This is a genomic window from Arthrobacter sp. QXT-31 (genome assembly GCF_001969265.1).
GTDB lineage: Bacteria > Actinomycetota > Actinomycetes > Actinomycetales > Micrococcaceae > Arthrobacter.
Window position 1 is genome coordinate 195208 of record NZ_CP019304.1, and the last position, 16358, is coordinate 211565.

The window sequence follows — 16358 nt, forward strand, 5'->3', positions numbered from 1 at the left end:
TAGCAGCCGGAACTAAGCGGAAGGCGTGACGTGGGGGCAAACAGAGCAGCCATCCTGGCCGAATACGATCGAGCACGAGCGGACCTCGATGCCTGGTTGACCAGCGCAACCGCGGAGGACCTTCGCTGCAAGAGCAACGGCACGAAGTGGACCAACGAAGAACTGCTCTTTCACATGGTTTTCGGTTACATGGTGGTCCGCGCACTGCTTCCGCTGGTCCACATCATTAGCCGACTCCCACCACCGGCCGGCAAGGCCTTCGCAGCGCTCCTGAACGCGGGCACCCGCCCGTTCGATGTCATCAATTACTGGGGCTCCCGCAGCGCGGCCCTCGTCTACAACAAGCGACGGATGGCCCGGAAACTTGAAAAGACCATCAGCGCCATCACCCGCAGACTCGAACGCGAGAGTACGAGATCGCTGTCACGAGCTCTGCCCTTCCCAGACCGGTGGGATCCGTTCTTCAAACCCTCGATGACACTCACAGACGTCTACGCGTACCCCACTAAGCATTTCGACTTCCACGCGCGGCAGTTAAGTCTCAGCCCACCAAACAGATAGAGAGTGCCGTCCAATTAGGGCGATGTGCATGATGCTCAGACACAGGGTTGACCTGCCTTCAACTTCCCGACGTCTCTCACCCTTGAGATACGAGACGTCTCGCAAGACGAGCGGTGCCGCCCTATGGCTCTGATCCAATTTTCATGGAATAGCATCAAGTGCGTAGTAGAGCACGCCCCACGCGGTGGTCTGGGTGATGCACAGCGCGGCGAGGCCTCCGCGCGGTGCACCTTCGGCGACCAGTGCCCGGGATACCGCGGGGGCGGGCGGCAGCGGACGGCCTCCGCTCATGGTTTCGCCAGGTGCCGGTAGATGGTGGGCCGGGTGACGCCGAATTCCCGGGCGATGTGCTCGACGGTGTGGGCCCGTTTCCCGTCGGGGCCCTTTTCTTCATACATGTCGCGGGCCAGCTTGACCTGGCGGGGACCGAGTTTTGGTTTCTGCCCGCCGGGCCGCCCGCGTGCTCGGGCCGCGGCCAGCCCGTCACGGGTCCGTTCGGACATCAGGGCGTGTTCGAACTCGGCGATCGAGCCGAGGATCTGGAAGAACATCCGTCCGAGGGCGGTGGAGGTGTCGATGCCCTGGTCCAGGACGACCAGGTCCACGCCGCGTTCCTGCAGCGTCTTGGACAGGTCGATGAGGTGTTCCAGCGACCGGCCGAGCCGGTCGAGCTTGGTGACGACAAGCTGGTCCCCGGAACGGTTGGCCGAGAGCAGGGCCTTGTCGAGTTCGGGCCTGCGGGCGAGTTTCCCCGAGGCCGTGTCGAGGAACACCTGTTCGCAGCCGGCCGCGGTCAGGGCGTCGTGTTGGGCTTCGGGGTGCTGGTCGCGGGTGGAGACCCGACCGTATCCGATTCGCATCACCAAAAGGTATCACCAACCTTGGTTGGCGTTACACAGGCGCGTACACGGAAACCATTACAGAATGGGTCCCGGGTTTCCGCGTCTCTTCAAACATGCCCGGGGTGTCTCGCGAACGATCGTTACCGTACGCCAACCGGCAGGTCCCGGCCACCCGGGACGGCCAGCCCGGGCCTCTCGACCAAAATGCTGGCCCTCCCCAATCAGCTCACTGACCCGGGCACCGAGCATATGCACCCCAACGATCGGGCCCTCCTTCTGCCGAATTAGTTTGCTGAAGCCCGCCGTTTGCAGCATCTGGCTCTTAGGGTTCCCGGCCGCCAGCCTTTCGGCTTCGGTGTAGTCAGAAAGCTGCAGGACAGCGGGCTGGTAATACACAAGCCATACGGGGACGTCGAGCTAACCCAGGGCTAGTGCCGCCGCTGGGCTGACAGGGCAATGATCAGTTGGTCCGGGTGCCGGGTGGACGCCAGCCAGTACGGGGTCCGGTCGGAGGGATCGGTTATCTGGATCCGGACCACCGGATCCACCCAGCCACGGATGCACAGAAACGCCAGGCCATTGAGTCGGGTGCCGCGTTCGGCCGTCGCTTCGGCGCGGCGGAACGCCGTCGTGGTGCCGACGAAGCTACGTTCGATAGTGGCCCGGCCCACACGCAGCGTTGAACCGGTCACCTGGATTGTCGGGGTAGTGCGGACCAGCACTACTGAAATGATGGCGAACAGCACAATGGCTCCGGTGATCCCGGCCGTGATGCTGATGGGCGCAAGAATCAGGATTCCGGCGCTCGATAAGCCCGCGGAGACTAGCCAGATCCAGAAGTTCGGCCAAACCTTTTCGGTGTAAAGAACGATGGCGTCACCGGGGGGACTCGTTGGGGTAGGCGCAACTCCGCTGGATTCAAGCATGGGACAAGCTTTCCACTTTTCCTGGACTACTTCGTCTTGGCGACGGCGGTGGCGCCCCGTGCTGTCTGTAACAGGTTACAACCCGCCCCGTCCTACCGCGGCCCACCCGAGCGCAGGGGCGGTGGGGCGGAAGATGACGGGTTATTACATCACAGTTTCGTTAGATATAGTTTGACCCAAGCATCGATACCAAAGCGTTACCTGATCCGGAGCCGAGCTCTGCCAGCGGATCAGGTGCACGAGTCACCAACTGGCAGAGGCGGAGGAACCACAACCGGCAGTCGCAGGACTGCCTTGGGGTGAAGTCCGTCAGCAGCAAGCCCTCTCTCAGCTAAGGATCCTCACGGGACACCTCTGCGCCAAAGTGCTTGTTACGGCGGACCGGGTCTTTGAACTCTCTGACCCGAACCCGACAGCTAACTTCGCAGGCTTCCCAGAGAGGAATAAGGCTTGGCCACGCAATACCCCAAGGGCCGCCGGCGCGCGACAGGCCCCGCTTCGGCGCCCAGTGCGCGCGGGGCGTTTACCGCCGGCAGGCCCCGGGATCCGCAGCGCGAAGCACGCCGTCGCCGGGGACCCTTCCGCCAGATTACTGATTTCGCCGCAGCCAGCGGCATGGGCCAGAAGGCCGGCATCGCTTTCGCAGCCACGGGCCTGGTACTGGCCATGACCGTTCCGGCGACCGGCCCGGTGATAACCTCGCAGCAAACCGGCCAGGCCGCGTCCGCGCTTTCCGCCGCCGCACAGCCTGAGATTTCCGCGACGGCGGGAGCCCGGATCGAGTTCAGCCGCTCCCAGGTGGCCACCAAGGCAGACCCAGACGGCAAGCTGAAACAGCTACTCAGCGCCCAGTCGGCCGGTGCCATCACCAGCGCAGCCTCCGCTGGAACTCTTGGCGCCCCGCTCGCTACGATGACCACGGTTTCGCCCTTCGGGTACCGGGTCAGTCCCATCACGGGCGGTTCAGGGGACTTCCATCGGGGACAGGACCTCGTGGCGCAGTGCAGCACTTCCGTCCTGGCCGCTGCCGCAGGCACCGTCACCTTCGCAGGTTGGCACCCGTACGGCGGAGGGAACCGCGTGGTCGTGGATCACGGCAATGGCCTGAAAACCACCTACAATCACCTGTCTTCCTTCAACGTGAGCCAGGGGCAGAAAGTGTCCCGGGGGGACGTTGTGGCCTTCAGCGGAACCACGGGCGCCTCCACCGGCTGCCACCTCCACTTCGAGGTTGAAGTAAACGGTGAAGTTGTCGACCCGAACGGCTGGCTCTAAAGTCACTGATGGCGAGCTCTCACATTGTTGTGACATGCCGTGTCCTGGATGTGACAATTGGTTCGAAACCCTGGTGCTGTAGCGCCATGGAGGGCCCGGACGGGACTTCCGCACTTAGCGCTGCCGAGAGATCGTCCTCCGCACTCGTCGCCTACCTGGCCTTGGAAGGCACCGACGCCTGGATGCGCCGGCACCAGGACCTCAGCAGCACCGGAAAACCCACGGCGTTGCCACCACGGCGGTTGGCCCTGCTCATCGCCAATCGGCATCGGATTGCACAACCTCGGCGAAGGCCTGGCCATCGGCTCCGCGTACGCTGTGGGATCCCTGGCGCTCGGGGCCACGCTGATTGTCGGTTTCGCCATCCCACAACACCACCGAAGGACTGGCCATCGTCACACCGCTGGCCAAGGAACCCGCTCGCCTGGGTGGCTCGCGGACGGTCGGCGAGGAAATCCCAAAGGGCGGCATCGTCATCGTATATTTTCCGCGCAGCGGGGGTGGGCTGCAGGACCCTTCAGCAATTGTCGCGGCAACGGTTGTTGCACCCTCGTTCGATGTGGCTGATGACCTTTCATCGGTTCACGCTAACATCGGGAGTGCCGGGGCCTCCGAGTAGATGGGCAAGCGGGGACTGATGCGCTGGCCGCGACACACGAGGATCCCACTACCTCTCAAGGCGCCCCTGGGCCATACTTGCGAGGTAGTCGTTGTATGTGTCGAGCTCTGCATCCTCGACGCGTTGTCGTTGCTTCGAGGTGCGCATCTCCCGGGTGCGCCAGCGGGAAAGGCAGACGATGAGTACCACGAATAGCGGTAGTTCTGCATAGGTCCATACCAGGGCCCCGGCGATCGCCTGATCGAGGATCGGATCATGGTCGCCGGTGGGGTTGGCGTATGCGCTGAAAAGCGGTGTCCCGGTTCGGAGCAGGATCAGGCCGAAGACGGCATGGATTTGGAGCTCGACGACGATGTCGACGAACCGCACAGCGAAGGGACACGTGGCAAGGGGTCGGACGACCATAGCGGTATCGCCGAGATGACGCCGAGGACGAGGAGGATGAACAACAGGGCGTCGTGGCCGAAGGGGATGCGCATGATGATGCTGATGACGTCTATGAGATAGAGAGCCGGGTACAGCAGGATCGCGGCGACGATGGCGACCACGGGGTGTAGTGCGGCGCGCCAGAATCGTGCTCGGAGTCCCGCGTGCGCGGCACGGAGCACGAGTCGTCCGAGGCCGGTGTGCGGTGTACTGCGCAGGAGAAGACGCCCCGGCGAGCCTGCGATGAGAAGCGGCGGGACGACGGTCAACAGGGTGATCTGTTGGAACACCAGGCCCGAGACGAACTCCTCGGCCAGGCGGTTCACGCCGAACGTCGTGACGGCAAAGATCAGGACGCATCCGGTCAAGAACGATGCCGTGCGGGCGATTGCCCAGCGACGGCGATGCCGCCACATCCAGATCGCCCCTCTCAGGTATAGCGCCGCGAGCAGCAGGGCGGCGACGGCGATTGGCGAGCCCGCGAGGGGTTCGAAGGCGACCCACTGGTCAATCGGTGGCATGGCAGGTTCCCTTCATCGAAGCGATGATACATCGTTATTTGGCCGCCGCGGTGCCGGGGTCAGGTGCGTCTGGAGTAGGAGTGCAGGCCGGGGAAGTACACGTTGACGACGGTGAAGTTGAAGACTACGGCGGCGAATCCGATGATGCACAGCCAGGCCGAGCGGTTGCCGCGCCCGCCACGTGCGGCCCGGGCGAGGATGTAAGCCGGCCTAGATGTACTGCCCAGGCAGCAGGGCGAAGTTCTTGGGGACAAGTTCGCCGATCACCATCGAAAAGATGGTGGCCAGGAAAATGCCGGCCACGGCGCCGATACCCGGCACTACGGCTTCGGGCAGTCCGGGTGGCCTTCCGCTGGCCACCGCCAAGATCGTGATTCCGTTCCAGGCCCTTTTCACGGCCGTGTTCAAGCCCGTGATCCTGCTATGCGAGCAGAGGCCCGCTGAGCATGCTGCTGATGGCCGGCTCGAAGGTGTAGCCGGTGAGAAGTGTGGTCAGCGTGATGCCGAGCTGGGCCCCGGAGAGGTGCGTCGAGGTGATCTTGAGGGCCTTGATGGTGGGCGCAAGGCGCTTCTCCCCGCGGGCCTGACGGGCTTCAAGATCGTTGCGGTCCAGATTGACAAGCGCGAACTCGGAGGCAACGAAAAATCCGGTGCCGACCGTGAGGACAAGGCCGACACCGAGCATGATCCATTCATACATTCGGGCGCCCCTCTCCCGCGATGGCCGGCGAACCGGTCAGAAGGTGGAGGGGCTTGGGCATATCTGAAGGAGGGTCATCCATAGTGCATGCAATTCTATCTATTCCATCAGGGGAGCTCAGCCGCCAGCGTGGCGGTTCCGGGTCGCCGCGAAATTCTGCGGAAACCGACGAAGCGATTTTGGAGGTTTCCGCGGCGCGGCTTGCCGACGGTGCCACCGGGCATTTTCCAGCAGTCCTGTTCGTAGCGGGCTTCGGGCTCGGCGGGGCCTGGAGGATCTCGGTTCCTCCCCCGACCGGCGCGGCAAGGTCGGTGCGCTAGCTTTAGTTTCTGTTGGTTCTGACGACTGCGATTGCGCCGATGAAGCCTGTGAGGGAGAGTAAGATCCCGACGGTCCGATCTGTGCTGTCGGCGGCCGCGGCGGTAGCCATCACTCCTATCAGTCCCAAGATGGCCATCGCGATGAAACAGAAACGTCGCATTGTTATCCTTGGGTTGAATAACTGGCGTGGACTGTCGGGGTAGGCACACTAATCACGGTACTCGTCCCGGCTGTGAACTGCAGGATCTTACCCCTGGGTGGTTGGCCGGGCACCGCCGCTGCTCACCGGCAGTGCCGGGGCTTGCGGCCAGGAGCGGCCGCTCCCGAGTCCTCAGCGGCTAGTTGCGCGCGACAAGGTGGTAGGCATAGAGGAGGGGGGCGTCCACGCTCGATGCAGCGATTTCCAGCGGGCCGGCTTCCGGGAGATCGATTTTGATGCTCTCCCGGGCGCCGTTGCAGGCTGCGCCGAGGCGGATCAATTCGCCCTCGCCGGCGCGTGCGGTCAGGAAGGCCTTGCCGCCGCCCTCGCACGCGAGCGTCAGGGTGTAGCTCCCCCCGGGCACGTTCTCCGTGCTGATAACCGGCTGTGTGTCCAGGATCCTGCCGGCGCCCTCGGCAACGGTGGTTGCGGTGGTGGGTAATGCCGTCGCCTCCCAGGAGGGGATATCGGCGGTCTCCACGGAAAGCTGCTGCGTGCAGCCGGTCAGGGAAGCAACGATCCCGGCGGCAGCCACCCATCGGAGGGCATGCGTCAGGGCTGAACATCGAAAGGACATGCCTCCAACTTACCCCGGAACCAGGAGTCCCGGACTGGCCCCTTGACCCGCAGGGTATGGTCGTCCAGGAAGTCCCTGACCAGTGCGGCGGCGGAAGCGTTCAGGAGACCCTGAGTGCATGGAGTGGATGGGTCGATGGATGGGTGACCCGGAACCGGCGGGGCAACGACAACGGTCAGGACGCCGGGCTGTTGTCCCGGGGGCCGGGACGGCTGCGGGTCAACCAGCGGTGCGTGGGGCCGGGACGCCGGCGAATACGCCCGGGTAGTTGTCCACGGGCCCGGTCCTGTTCGGCGGCCACGCGATCACGCTGGCCTTGCCCTCCACATCGGACAGGTCAACAAATCCACCGTCGGTGCCCCGATGCGCGCGTGAGTCGGCTGAGTAGTTGCGGTTATCACCCATCACCCAGAGTTTTCCGGGCGGGACCACAACATCGAAGGGCTGAACCCAGGCCGGCTCCGCGGCATTCAGGTAGGTCTCATTCAGCGCTGCGCCGTTGACGGTGATTTGCCCGGCTGCCGTGCAACACGTCACCCGGTCACCGGGGAGGCCGATGGCGCGTTTCACCAGATAGTTGCCCGATTTCTCGGGAAGGAGTCCCACGAAGCCGAGGGAGTCCTCAACGACGCCGCCAAGGCCGCGGTCCGGGCCAGGAGAGGTCTCCGGAAGCCAGTTCTTGGTATCGCGGAACACGATCACGTCTCCGCGCGCTAACCCAAACGGTTCCGGGATGAGAAGGTTGACGATAATCCTGTCATCGACCTTCAGTGTGTCCGCCATTGAAAAGGAGGGGATGAAGAATGCGCGGAAGAAGAAGGTTTTAATCAGGAAGGACAGGACGACGGCGGCCAGCACCACCAATCCAATCTCCCTGAACCAGGCCATGGCCCGGTGAGGGCCGGATTTGCCCGACGCTGCTTTTGCTGCCCTTAATCCCTGACGGGTCCGCGGCGTGTTTGTAGCGCTGTGTCGATCTGGTCCGTGCGCTCTTTCCTGGTTCCCTGGCATTCTTCGTCCCTTCTTCAGCAGCCGGTCTTGAAGGGAAAGCGGCCGCCGCCGGTCCCGACGGCCGGGCTAAAGGGGCCGGTCAAAGGAGAAGCCACAGGCGCACTGGTACGTCATAACACTTCGTAGCAGTTCCTGTGCGGTGTTCGGCGGTTCAGTTCCTGGCGATAACGGCATCTCTTCGGCCGTTACTAAGCGCATCGGCTTGCCGCAATGCACATGGGTGGCCAGCATATGGTCGACATCCGGATCCCGGTCCCTCCCGGCTGCTTCTATCCCGCCGATCGCAAAACCTTTCCGGATTGAAGCATCCTGCCCTGCCGAGGTTGCCGTGTATCGCTCAAGCGGTTGCTGTAAATCGTTCAAGGGGTCCTTCTTCGCCAGAAGGCCTCCAACTAATGACTCCTCCAGTGAAAGAACGCCCTGGACGCGATAGAGGTTCCCGCCACGGCTTCACGGCGATTAGAGAGTGGCCGCAGGAGATCAAACGATTGCCCGGCCACCAGGTTGCAGGGCCCGGACCCCCGAGGAACGGGGGTTTCCCTCTTCGCCTTGCAGTGCTTGCCCTATGCTTGTGGTCGTGCTGAATGAGTTTTGGGCCACCGCGCCGAAGTCCTATAAGGTCCTGGTCTTTAGTGCCATGGGCATGATCGCGGTGGGCATCGTGTTCACTGTTATCGGTTCCGCAGCCCGGCAGGAGTGGGCAGCCTTGGCTTCCCTGCCCCTGATTGGCCTGGGACTGGTGCTCCACAGTCTCGGTGTAGTGGTCCGCGGTCATAAGGTGCGCAAAAGCATCCCAAAGTGACTAAAAGTGGGCAGCCAGCCTCCAGCTCCTCCCGCCCGTGGCGGTGGCTCATGAAAGTCCGAGCGTACGGGGATATTCTCGGCCGTCAGAAGCGGTGGCGCGCTGCGGCCGGTGGCCGGTGGCCGGTGGCCCGCGAATGTTCTCAGTTAGAGAGCCGAACCTGTGGGCGATAGTGGAGACACCCGTCCCGAAGGGAGTACGCGGAGGCTGTTCAGCCGGCGGAACCGCTGGCCCTGGCCACGCGATGGCACGGAAGCAAAGCTCTTAGTGCCGAATGTTCTCCCCACCTCAAAGTTCAGGTGGGCTTAGGTGCAGGTTGTCTGCAAAATGAACCTACCAGGTTAGGGATAGATGAATTATTTGCTGCTGACGTCTGCTGAGCGTGGGCTCATGTACCTGACGGTGACTCCGAGCCCGGCACCGGGCCCCGGCCAGAATGGATTACGACCGGGGTTGAGCGCAGATCAGGTGACCCCCGGACTTCTCGGGTTCGTCATGACAGCCTTCATGGTCGTCGCAGTTGTCGCGCTCATGGTTTCCATGACCCGACGCATACGCCGCGTCCGGTACCGGGCGCAAGCAGGCGAAAGGCCCGGGAACACGGATGCACTCCCCACTGATGAAGGGAACGATGTCCTTCATCCTGAAGAGCCAGGGGATCCAGTGCTTCTCCCCGGAAAGACTGCTCCTGAAAAACAGGCCTAGCGTTCCTTGGTGTTCCACACTTTGACACTGATCTTGAGTTTTAGGCAGCCTGCTCAAACGAGTCCTTGCCGGGAGCCCTGGCTGGGGATCCTGGGTCAGGGCCGTCGCCCCTGCCGGCGGGCCCACCGGCGCAGAACCACAGCAGCCCCGCCTGCAACCACGCTCAGCAGGAGCAGCACCCAGCCGGCAACGGTGAGGGCGGAAGCGAGAACCACGGTGCCGGGTTCCAGGCTCTGGGCAGCCAAGGCGGTATCGACCGCGACGTTGGCCGATAAACGAATGATGATGAAGAGCAGGAGCAGTGCCCAGAGCAGACCGCGCAGGACCCTGTTGGCCACGTTTACGCCGATCAAGAGCAGCCAGCTGAAACCGAAAATTATGGGAAACAGGGTGCCGGCAGTCTTGTGAATATAGCTGAGCTGCCCGAGGGCGTCCTCGTTCATTCTCGCCCGCAGCTCGCCGACGTAGTCCACCGAGAAGCCGCCCATCAGGGAATCCGGCATCGCCAGGCCGCCGGAGAGCTGCGTCATCTGATTCAGCGTGAGCAGGTGCAGGTACCAGAAGAGGAACAGGCTGGCTGCCACCCCGGCGATCAGGATCACGTTGCCATTGCTTTGCGTTTTCTTCGATGGGTTGCCCGGGGTGGGTGTAATCACAGGCGGCAACTGGTGCTGCGGAACGGATGCTTTGCTGCCGTGTTTCCTGATGCGCTGGGCGGGTGTCTTGGACATGGCCTCATTATCCCGGCTGTTGAGGGACACGATGGACACACCTGATTGAGGACCTGGTGGTGCAGGCCCCTGCGTTGAGCACGTCGGGTCCGGGTCTTCGACGCGCTTCGGGTGGCGTCTTCGTGTAAGAACACAAATAGCGCCCGGCAACTGCAGGCAAGATAGGACCATGCTGGTACCTTCCCGCCGTCGTCTGCGGATCGAAGTCTTGATTGTTCTGGCGCTGTCGTTGGGACAGTCGGCTGTGTACTCTGTGGTGCAGCTTCTGGACAAGCTGACCAGCGCGCCGCTGGCCCAGGGCACTTCCACGCTCAACCGGTCGCAGAGCACACGCGAATACTTCGATCTGACGTATCAGTTGCTGGAAATCTTCTTTGCGCTGATGCCCGTCCTGCTCGTGATCTACTTCCTGACTGACCAGCGCCAATCACGTACCGTCACCGGTCACCGCAGTGGTTCGGTGTTCGAAAAGCTTGGCTTCAATTTTGCCCGCCCGGGAAGGGACCTGATTCAGGGATTTGGGCTGGCCGTCCTGATCGGTCTCCCCTCCCTGGGGCTCTATGCGGCTGGGCGCGCGCTGGGCATCACGACTGCGATTATTCCCAGCGCGCTGGACCCGTACTGGTGGACCGTTCCCGTGCTGATTCTCTCCGCAGTGCGGCACGCGGTCGTCGAGGAAGTCATCGTGGTGGGGTACCTGCTGGACCGTTTCGGGAAGTTCGGCTGGTCAGTACCGCTGTCCGTCCTTGCCAGCGCCACGCTCAGGGGCAGCTACCACCTGTACCAAGGCTTCGGGCCATTCATCGGAAACGCCGTCATGGGTGCGGTCTTTGCCTGGGTCTACACCAAAACCCGGCGCGTGATGCCACTGGTCATCGCCCACGCAGTGCTGAACACGGTGGCATTCGTAGGGTTCAGCCTCTTTGGCAAGGCAGCGGGGCTCGGGTAGACCCCACTCGCCGTTGAGAAAGCATGGCAGTTCTGGACGCTGTCCTCCCGGACGGTTATACCTGCTGGTCTCGGCGATGGTTGGGTCCAGCCGCTTCAGATCCCGCGATTTAGCACTCATGGAGAAACCGCCCGGGACAAGGGCGCTGCTCCGGCGTCGAGGTGCTGGATGGAGTCGGTGGTGATAAGGATCACGCGGGCCGTTGTGATGTCGAAGAAGAGTCCTGTGGCCTGCAGTTGGCCTGTCGCCAGTGCGGGGCCCGCGAGCGGGTGGTCTTCAAGTTTGCGCAGTTGCACGGCCACGTTGACCATGCCCAGCTGATCCAGCCGGCTGTAGCCTGCCGCTGCGGCCGCGGCTGCCACCGGGTGCCCGTCCAGTAATTCTTGGTGGCTTGGACGGGCGTGGCCGAGCCAGGTATTGAAGGCTTCGCCGAGTCCCAAAGAAGCGGGTCCGGTTTCTGCGTCGGCGATGACGGCCTTCATGGCTCCGCAGTTCGAGTGGCCGCAGATCACGATGGACTCCACGCCCAGCCCGGTGAGGGCGAAGGACAGGACCGATTCGATCGAGGCGTCCTCTCCGGCGTTGGACACGACGTTGCCTATGTTGCGCAGGGTGAGCAGGTCGCCGGGGCCGCTGCTGGTGATCAGGTTGGGGTTAACCCGGGAGTCCACGCAGGCCACGAACAGGGTGTCGGGGTTCTGGCCCTCCGCGAGGTCCTGGATGAGCGGGAGGACTTTGTCCGCATGGCGGCGGTGGTATTTGTCGACGCCCAGCAGGATGGAGCGCAGACGGAGATGCTCGACGTCGTCAATGCCCGCAGGCTGCCGGTTCGCCCTGGGTTGCAGCGGCAGCTCCAGTGCTTCCTGGCGTTGGGGGGTGTTGGCAGCTGCATCCTGGAATGCCGTGTTTCCATGCTCCTCGATCAGGACCGATCCTCCGGCCGCGGTGTGCTGCTTTTTCCAGGCGACCAAGGCCTCGTGAAAAGCATGATCCACGTAGTCCGCGCTGAGTTCGACCAGCACGTCCGTGCCTTCGGGGATCGAGTGCAGCACCCGGTTTAGCCGGGGCAGTGCGAAGAAACTGCAGGAACCGGCGATGCTGACGCGCCACTTGCCGTCCGGTCTGGAGGGTGAGGGCAGCGTAAGTTGGAGTTCAAGACCAAGAAGAGCGCCATGTGCAAGGAACCAGCCCCCCAGGCGTACCAATGCCTCTTCTAAGCGGAAAGGATTGAGCAATATGGATGGTTTCACGTGGGATTCCACTGTGTCAGACAAGTTCGACCGGCCGGATGAAGAAGTTGCACGGAATGGCTCTGTAGATGAGAGATCGACTCTAGCCCGACGCGAGAACCTGAGTCGGGAGGTCTTTCTCATCCTGGCTGACACAGACGAGATTGACGTCTGTAGCTCGCTCGCGATGAACTACACAACGCCCCCGGACATCTTGGACAGGACCGTGGAACGTTTCCCGGAGCTACGTGAATGGGCGGCGACCAACCCGAATGCATCCGCTGATTTGAAGAAAACAGCGCCGCTGGCTGAACACATCGCATTATCCATTGAGCGCTTTGTGGATCAGGTCGAGGCTACCGACGCAGAAATCCGGGAACTGATGAAGCGCTACTACAAGCTGCAGCCGCCTGGCGGCCCGCTCCTCGGGGACGTCTGGACTCAAATCCGCCCAGAACACTGAGAGGCGATATGAAGTCGACGGAGGGCAACCGAAAGGCGGATCTGCTGCGCCCAGATCCAAGGGCGTAACCGTTAATGTCCGATGCCCACAGCCGGGGACGGTCCTGATGGGTTATCCACCGCTGCTGCTCTGAGGGAGGTTTCCTGATGGCTCCGATTTTCAGCGGTAGATACCCCGGATTGACCCCAACCGGGGACAGATAACCCGTGTGGTCACCTTGAGTGCCGGCCAACAAATCAGCGCCTAGCTAGAGTAGACCTGCCCGTTCTTCAGTCGCCAGCCTCGGGCAGATCCAGAAGGCTGGCGACTGGGGTTGGCGTAAAGTCGAGCCCATCATCGCAAATCACGGGCATCATCAACACGACCAAACAAATGTTTCGTTCGTAAAAATTCGATGCCGATAGCTTGGTCCTCCATGTTGATGCGGGTGGCGAAATTAACCCAGGAGTACCCGCTCAACCGAGATTCTCGTCCATCAGTGAGGCACAATCTTGGTGCAAGAGTCAGGGCGTGGCTTGGCTGGAAGGCACACGGGCCCAGGAACGTGTGCTGGACGTACTTTTCCCTGAACAGGACAGCCCTCAACGCTGAGCCGTCTGAGTGGTATGACACGCCGCTTCCCTCTTCTCGGCAAATGTCTTTGCCCTGCCGAGGCCAAGGAAGTAAAAAACGTGCTTGGACAGCTTCCTTGCTGGCGAAGGACCGAGCCAGCTAAGAAGTCTGTTAGCGGCCATGAAAAACTGCCCGTAGGCGGCCACGAAAATGCCCACTGACGGCCAGTAAAACTGCCCACCGGTGGCCATGAGATCTGCCCACTTCCTTACTGAACTTGCCGCGTCTTAAGCGGCGGGGGCCTCTCCCCGGGATTTGATGACGGTGTCTAGTCGCACCAAATGTCGTCCCAGGAAGAGGCCCTGTATGAAGTCTGACGGAGAAATCATGGAAATTCTTGCTGCCTACGATCTGACCGGATCGTTGCGTGCCACGGCGGAACTGACGGGCTGTTCCCACCACACCGTGGCCAGACATGTTGCGGCCCGGGACGCTGGCCGGCCCATCGCCGAGCCAGCACCCCGAGACCGTGTCACTGACGCGTTTCTGCCCAAGATCGAGGAATGGGTTGAGGCGTCCAAGGGCCGGATCCGGGCCGACAAAGCGCACGAGAAGCTGCTCGCCCTGGGCTATACGGGTTCGGAGCGGTCCACCCGCCGGGCAATCGCGCAGGTCAAGGCCGCCTGGCGGCTGGGCCACACCCGCGTCCACCGGCCCTGGATCACCGAGCCGGGGATGTGGCTGCAGTACGACTTCGGCGACGGACCGCGCATCAACGGGGTGAAGACCATTCTGTTTGTGGCCTGGCTGGCGTTCTCCAGGTTCAGGATCGTGATCCCGCTGCGGGACAGGACCGCGCCCAGCGTGTTCGCGGCCCTGGACCGGTGCTTCCGGATCCTGGGCGGGGCACCGACCTACGTGCTCACGGACAACGAGAAGACCGTCACCACCGCCCACGTTGCCGGGGTGCCGGTGCGAAACCAGCAGACGCTGGACTTCGCCCGCCACTACGGCGTCACCGTGCTGACCTGCCAGCCCGCGGACCCCGCCACCAAAGGCGGCGTGGAAGCCTCGGTGAAACTGGCCAAGGCCGACCTCGCGCCCACCGTCACCAACCTCCGTGGCGAGTACGGCTCCTTCGCCGAGTTGGAGGCGGCCTGCGAGGCCTTCATGGACGAGGTGAACAACCGTGAGCACCGCACCATCCGGCGCAAGCCCGCCGCCGTGCTGGCCGAGGAAGCACCCCGGCTGCACCGGATCCCGGATACCGCGCACACGGTCGCGTTCGGACTCGCCCGGACCGTTCCGGAGAACACCCCGATGATCACCTTCGAAAACGCCCAATACTCTGTCCCGGCGCACCTGCTCGGAGCCCGGGTGTTCGTCCGCGCCCACGGCACCGGACCCGACGAGCAGATCATCATCATCCACCACAGCCCCGGCGGCCCTGTCGAAGTCGCCAGGCATGGGCGGGCGCGGCCTGGCAGCCCGGCCATCCATGATGAACACTTCCCCGGAACCAGGACCCGGACCCCTGGCGACTACGAGCCTAGGGCCCGCACCGCTGACGAGGCAGAGTTCCTGACCATCGGCAACGGCGCCGCGACCTGGCTGGTGGAAGCCGCCGCTGCCGGGACGGCACGGATGAACGTGAAAATGGCCGAGGCCGTGACCCTAGCCAAAATCGCAGGCACCGCCGCGGTGGACCGCGCCCTGGGCGACGCCGCGCTCCACGGCCGCTTCGCCCACGGCGATCTGGCTTCGATTTTGAACGCGAACATTAGACGCACCACCACCCACGCAGCGGACGAGACCCGGTCCCTGACCCAGGGCACCGGTGCCTGGGCTGGTCTGGGCGCTGAATCCGCAGCTGTGAAGGAGCAAAGCCGATGAGCCCGGTCAGCACCACGAACACCACCGCACCGCCGTTGGAGGCCGAGCTGGAAACCCTGATGCGGCAACTGAAAATGCCCCACGCCCGTGCCCTCGCACCGGAACTGATCGCGACCGCCCGCGCCCAGCGCTGGGAACCGGCAGAGATCATCAAAGCCCTCTTCGCCGAAGAAGCAGCCGGCCGGGCCCGGTCCATGCTCGCCACCCGCCGCAAAGCAGCAGGCTTCCCCACGGGCAAAACCTTCGACGCCTGGGACCCGACGGTTTCCTCCATTCCCGCCCCGACCCAACAGGCACTGCGCACCCTGGAATGGATCACCCGCAGGGAAAACCTCGTTGTCTGCGGGCCCTCCGGCACCGGGAAAACCTTCTTCCTCGAAGCCCTCGGCCAGCAAGCCGTCGAAGCCGGTATGCGAGTGGCCTGGTTCAGGCTCGAGGACCTCGGCGCCCTGATCCGCGCCCACCGCACCGACGACAGCGTCACCCGCGCCGTCACCAGGATCCTGCGCGCCGAACTCGTCGTGATCGATGACATCGGCCTGCTGCCAGTGGCCACCGACGCCGCCGAAGGCCTCTACCGGGTCGTGGACGCAGCCTACGAAAAACGCTCCGTCGCCATCTCCTCAAACCTGCACCCCGCAGGCTTCGACGAACTCATGCCCAAAACCCTCGCCACCGCCACCGTGGATCGGCTCCTGCACCACGCCCACGTCTGCCAGACCAGCGGAGACTCCATCCGCCTCACCCAGGCCCTCGCCGGAAAAGGAGTCACCCAACTGAACTAACAAAACCCGACGATGGCCAATCCCGCCGAACCAATCAGTGGGCAGATCTATTGGCCATCACCGGGCAGTTTTACTGGCCATCAGCGGGCACTTTAACTGGCCGCCGATGGGCAGAAACCAATGGCCATTGACAGAAGTCATCGTTCCGGGCATCGGCGCTACCGGACGACGGCCTCTGTCCCCTCCCACACCTGCCGGAGGGGAAACGGAGGACCGGCTAGAAGGAATGATGATTGCTGGGCGTCCAGGACTGTTGGCAGCCTAGCGTTGA

Annotated in this window: 14 protein-coding genes, 3 pseudogenes and 1 riboswitch; of the genes and pseudogenes, 7 read left to right on the plus strand and 10 right to left on the minus strand. The window is 63.2% G+C overall.

Going from position 1 to position 16358, the window contains the following annotated elements:
* Nucleotides 1-30: 30 nt before the first annotated feature.
* Nucleotides 31-561, plus strand: a complete 531-nt coding sequence (locus BWQ92_RS00960) for a DinB family protein (protein ID WP_076797833.1) — start codon at nucleotides 31-33, stop codon at nucleotides 559-561.
* A gap of 141 nt (nucleotides 562-702) precedes the next feature.
* Here BWQ92_RS00960 and BWQ92_RS23385 read toward each other — a convergent pair whose 3' ends face one another.
* The 3 genes from BWQ92_RS23385 to BWQ92_RS00975 all read right to left on the minus strand — a co-directional run bounded on the left by BWQ92_RS23385 (nucleotide 703) and on the right by BWQ92_RS00975 (nucleotide 2329).
* Nucleotides 703-852: a hypothetical protein gene (locus tag BWQ92_RS23385; protein WP_157365072.1), complete on the minus strand. Its 150-nt coding sequence runs from the start codon at nucleotides 850-852 to the stop codon at nucleotides 703-705.
* Nucleotides 849-1421: a recombinase family protein gene (locus tag BWQ92_RS00965; protein WP_076797834.1), complete on the minus strand. Its 573-nt coding sequence runs from the start codon at nucleotides 1419-1421 to the stop codon at nucleotides 849-851. Before BWQ92_RS00965 ends, BWQ92_RS23385 begins: the two co-directional genes overlap by 4 nt.
* Nucleotides 1422-1831: 410 nt before the next feature.
* Entirely contained in the window at nucleotides 1832-2329 is a 498-nt protein-coding gene (locus BWQ92_RS00975) for a DUF3093 domain-containing protein (protein ID WP_076797836.1), read from the minus strand.
* A 225-nt stretch (nucleotides 2330-2554) separates the two neighbouring features.
* A riboswitch (cyclic di-AMP (ydaO/yuaA leader) is annotated at nucleotides 2555-2775 on the plus strand.
* A gap of 4 nt (nucleotides 2776-2779) precedes the next feature.
* On the opposite strand from BWQ92_RS00975, the gene BWQ92_RS00980 reads away from it, so the two are divergent.
* On the plus strand, nucleotides 2780-3604 hold the full coding sequence (locus BWQ92_RS00980) for a M23 family metallopeptidase (protein WP_076797837.1): 825 nt from the start codon (nucleotides 2780-2782) through the stop codon (nucleotides 3602-3604).
* A gap of 667 nt (nucleotides 3605-4271) precedes the next feature.
* Here the strand turns inward: BWQ92_RS00980 and BWQ92_RS00990 are convergent.
* The 5 genes and pseudogenes from BWQ92_RS00990 to lepB all read right to left on the minus strand — a co-directional run bounded on the left by BWQ92_RS00990 (nucleotide 4272) and on the right by lepB (nucleotide 7828).
* Nucleotides 4272-5170, minus strand: a pseudogene (locus tag BWQ92_RS00990) (cytochrome c oxidase assembly protein).
* Between the two features lie 59 nt (nucleotides 5171-5229).
* A pseudogene (locus BWQ92_RS24105) lies at nucleotides 5230-5373 on the minus strand (c-type cytochrome biogenesis protein CcsB); the annotation flags it as partial.
* A gap of 28 nt (nucleotides 5374-5401) precedes the next feature.
* Nucleotides 5402-5870: pseudogene (locus BWQ92_RS23090) on the minus strand (CNNM domain-containing protein); the annotation flags it as partial.
* 659 nt (nucleotides 5871-6529) lie between these two features.
* Complete coding sequence (locus BWQ92_RS01010; RefSeq protein WP_076797841.1) at nucleotides 6530-6967, minus strand: hypothetical protein; 438 nt, start codon at nucleotides 6965-6967, stop codon at nucleotides 6530-6532.
* Nucleotides 6968-7186: 219 nt separating this feature from the next.
* Nucleotides 7187-7828 (minus strand): signal peptidase I, encoded by a 642-nt coding sequence (lepB, locus tag BWQ92_RS01015; RefSeq protein WP_335633090.1) that lies wholly within the window; start codon nucleotides 7826-7828, stop codon nucleotides 7187-7189.
* 727 nt (nucleotides 7829-8555) lie between these two features.
* Here lepB and BWQ92_RS01020 point away from each other — a divergent pair.
* On the plus strand, nucleotides 8556-8780 hold the full coding sequence (locus BWQ92_RS01020; protein ID WP_076803437.1) for a DUF3188 domain-containing protein: 225 nt from the start codon (nucleotides 8556-8558) through the stop codon (nucleotides 8778-8780).
* An 800-nt stretch (nucleotides 8781-9580) separates the two neighbouring features.
* On the opposite strand, the gene BWQ92_RS01025 is transcribed toward BWQ92_RS01020, so the two are convergent.
* Entirely contained in the window at nucleotides 9581-10216 is a 636-nt protein-coding gene (locus BWQ92_RS01025; protein ID WP_076797843.1) for a hypothetical protein, read from the minus strand.
* A 169-nt stretch (nucleotides 10217-10385) separates the two neighbouring features.
* Between BWQ92_RS01025 and BWQ92_RS01030 the strand changes: the two genes are divergently transcribed.
* The gene (locus BWQ92_RS01030) at nucleotides 10386-11165 is read left to right on the plus strand and encodes a CPBP family intramembrane glutamic endopeptidase (RefSeq protein WP_076797844.1); all 780 of its coding nucleotides are present in this window, start codon (nucleotides 10386-10388) and stop codon (nucleotides 11163-11165) included.
* A gap of 116 nt (nucleotides 11166-11281) precedes the next feature.
* On the opposite strand, the gene BWQ92_RS01035 is transcribed toward BWQ92_RS01030, so the two are convergent.
* Nucleotides 11282-12370, minus strand: coding sequence for a carbonic anhydrase (locus tag BWQ92_RS01035; RefSeq protein WP_236783072.1), 1089 nt, complete (start codon nucleotides 12368-12370; stop codon nucleotides 11282-11284).
* 31 nt (nucleotides 12371-12401) lie between these two features.
* Between BWQ92_RS01035 and BWQ92_RS24115 the strand changes: the two genes are divergently transcribed.
* From BWQ92_RS24115 to istB, 3 genes are all read left to right on the plus strand, one after another.
* On the plus strand, nucleotides 12402-12857 hold the full coding sequence (locus tag BWQ92_RS24115) for a hypothetical protein (RefSeq protein WP_076797845.1): 456 nt from the start codon (nucleotides 12402-12404) through the stop codon (nucleotides 12855-12857).
* A 918-nt stretch (nucleotides 12858-13775) separates the two neighbouring features.
* Entirely contained in the window at nucleotides 13776-15302 is a 1527-nt protein-coding gene (gene istA / locus BWQ92_RS01050) for an IS21 family transposase (protein WP_076797847.1), read from the plus strand.
* Nucleotides 15299-16087, plus strand: coding sequence for an IS21-like element helper ATPase IstB (istB, locus tag BWQ92_RS01055; RefSeq protein WP_076797848.1), 789 nt, complete (start codon nucleotides 15299-15301; stop codon nucleotides 16085-16087). The genes istA and istB overlap by 4 nt, the downstream gene beginning before the upstream one ends.
* The last annotated feature ends 271 nt before the right edge of the window (nucleotides 16088-16358 follow it).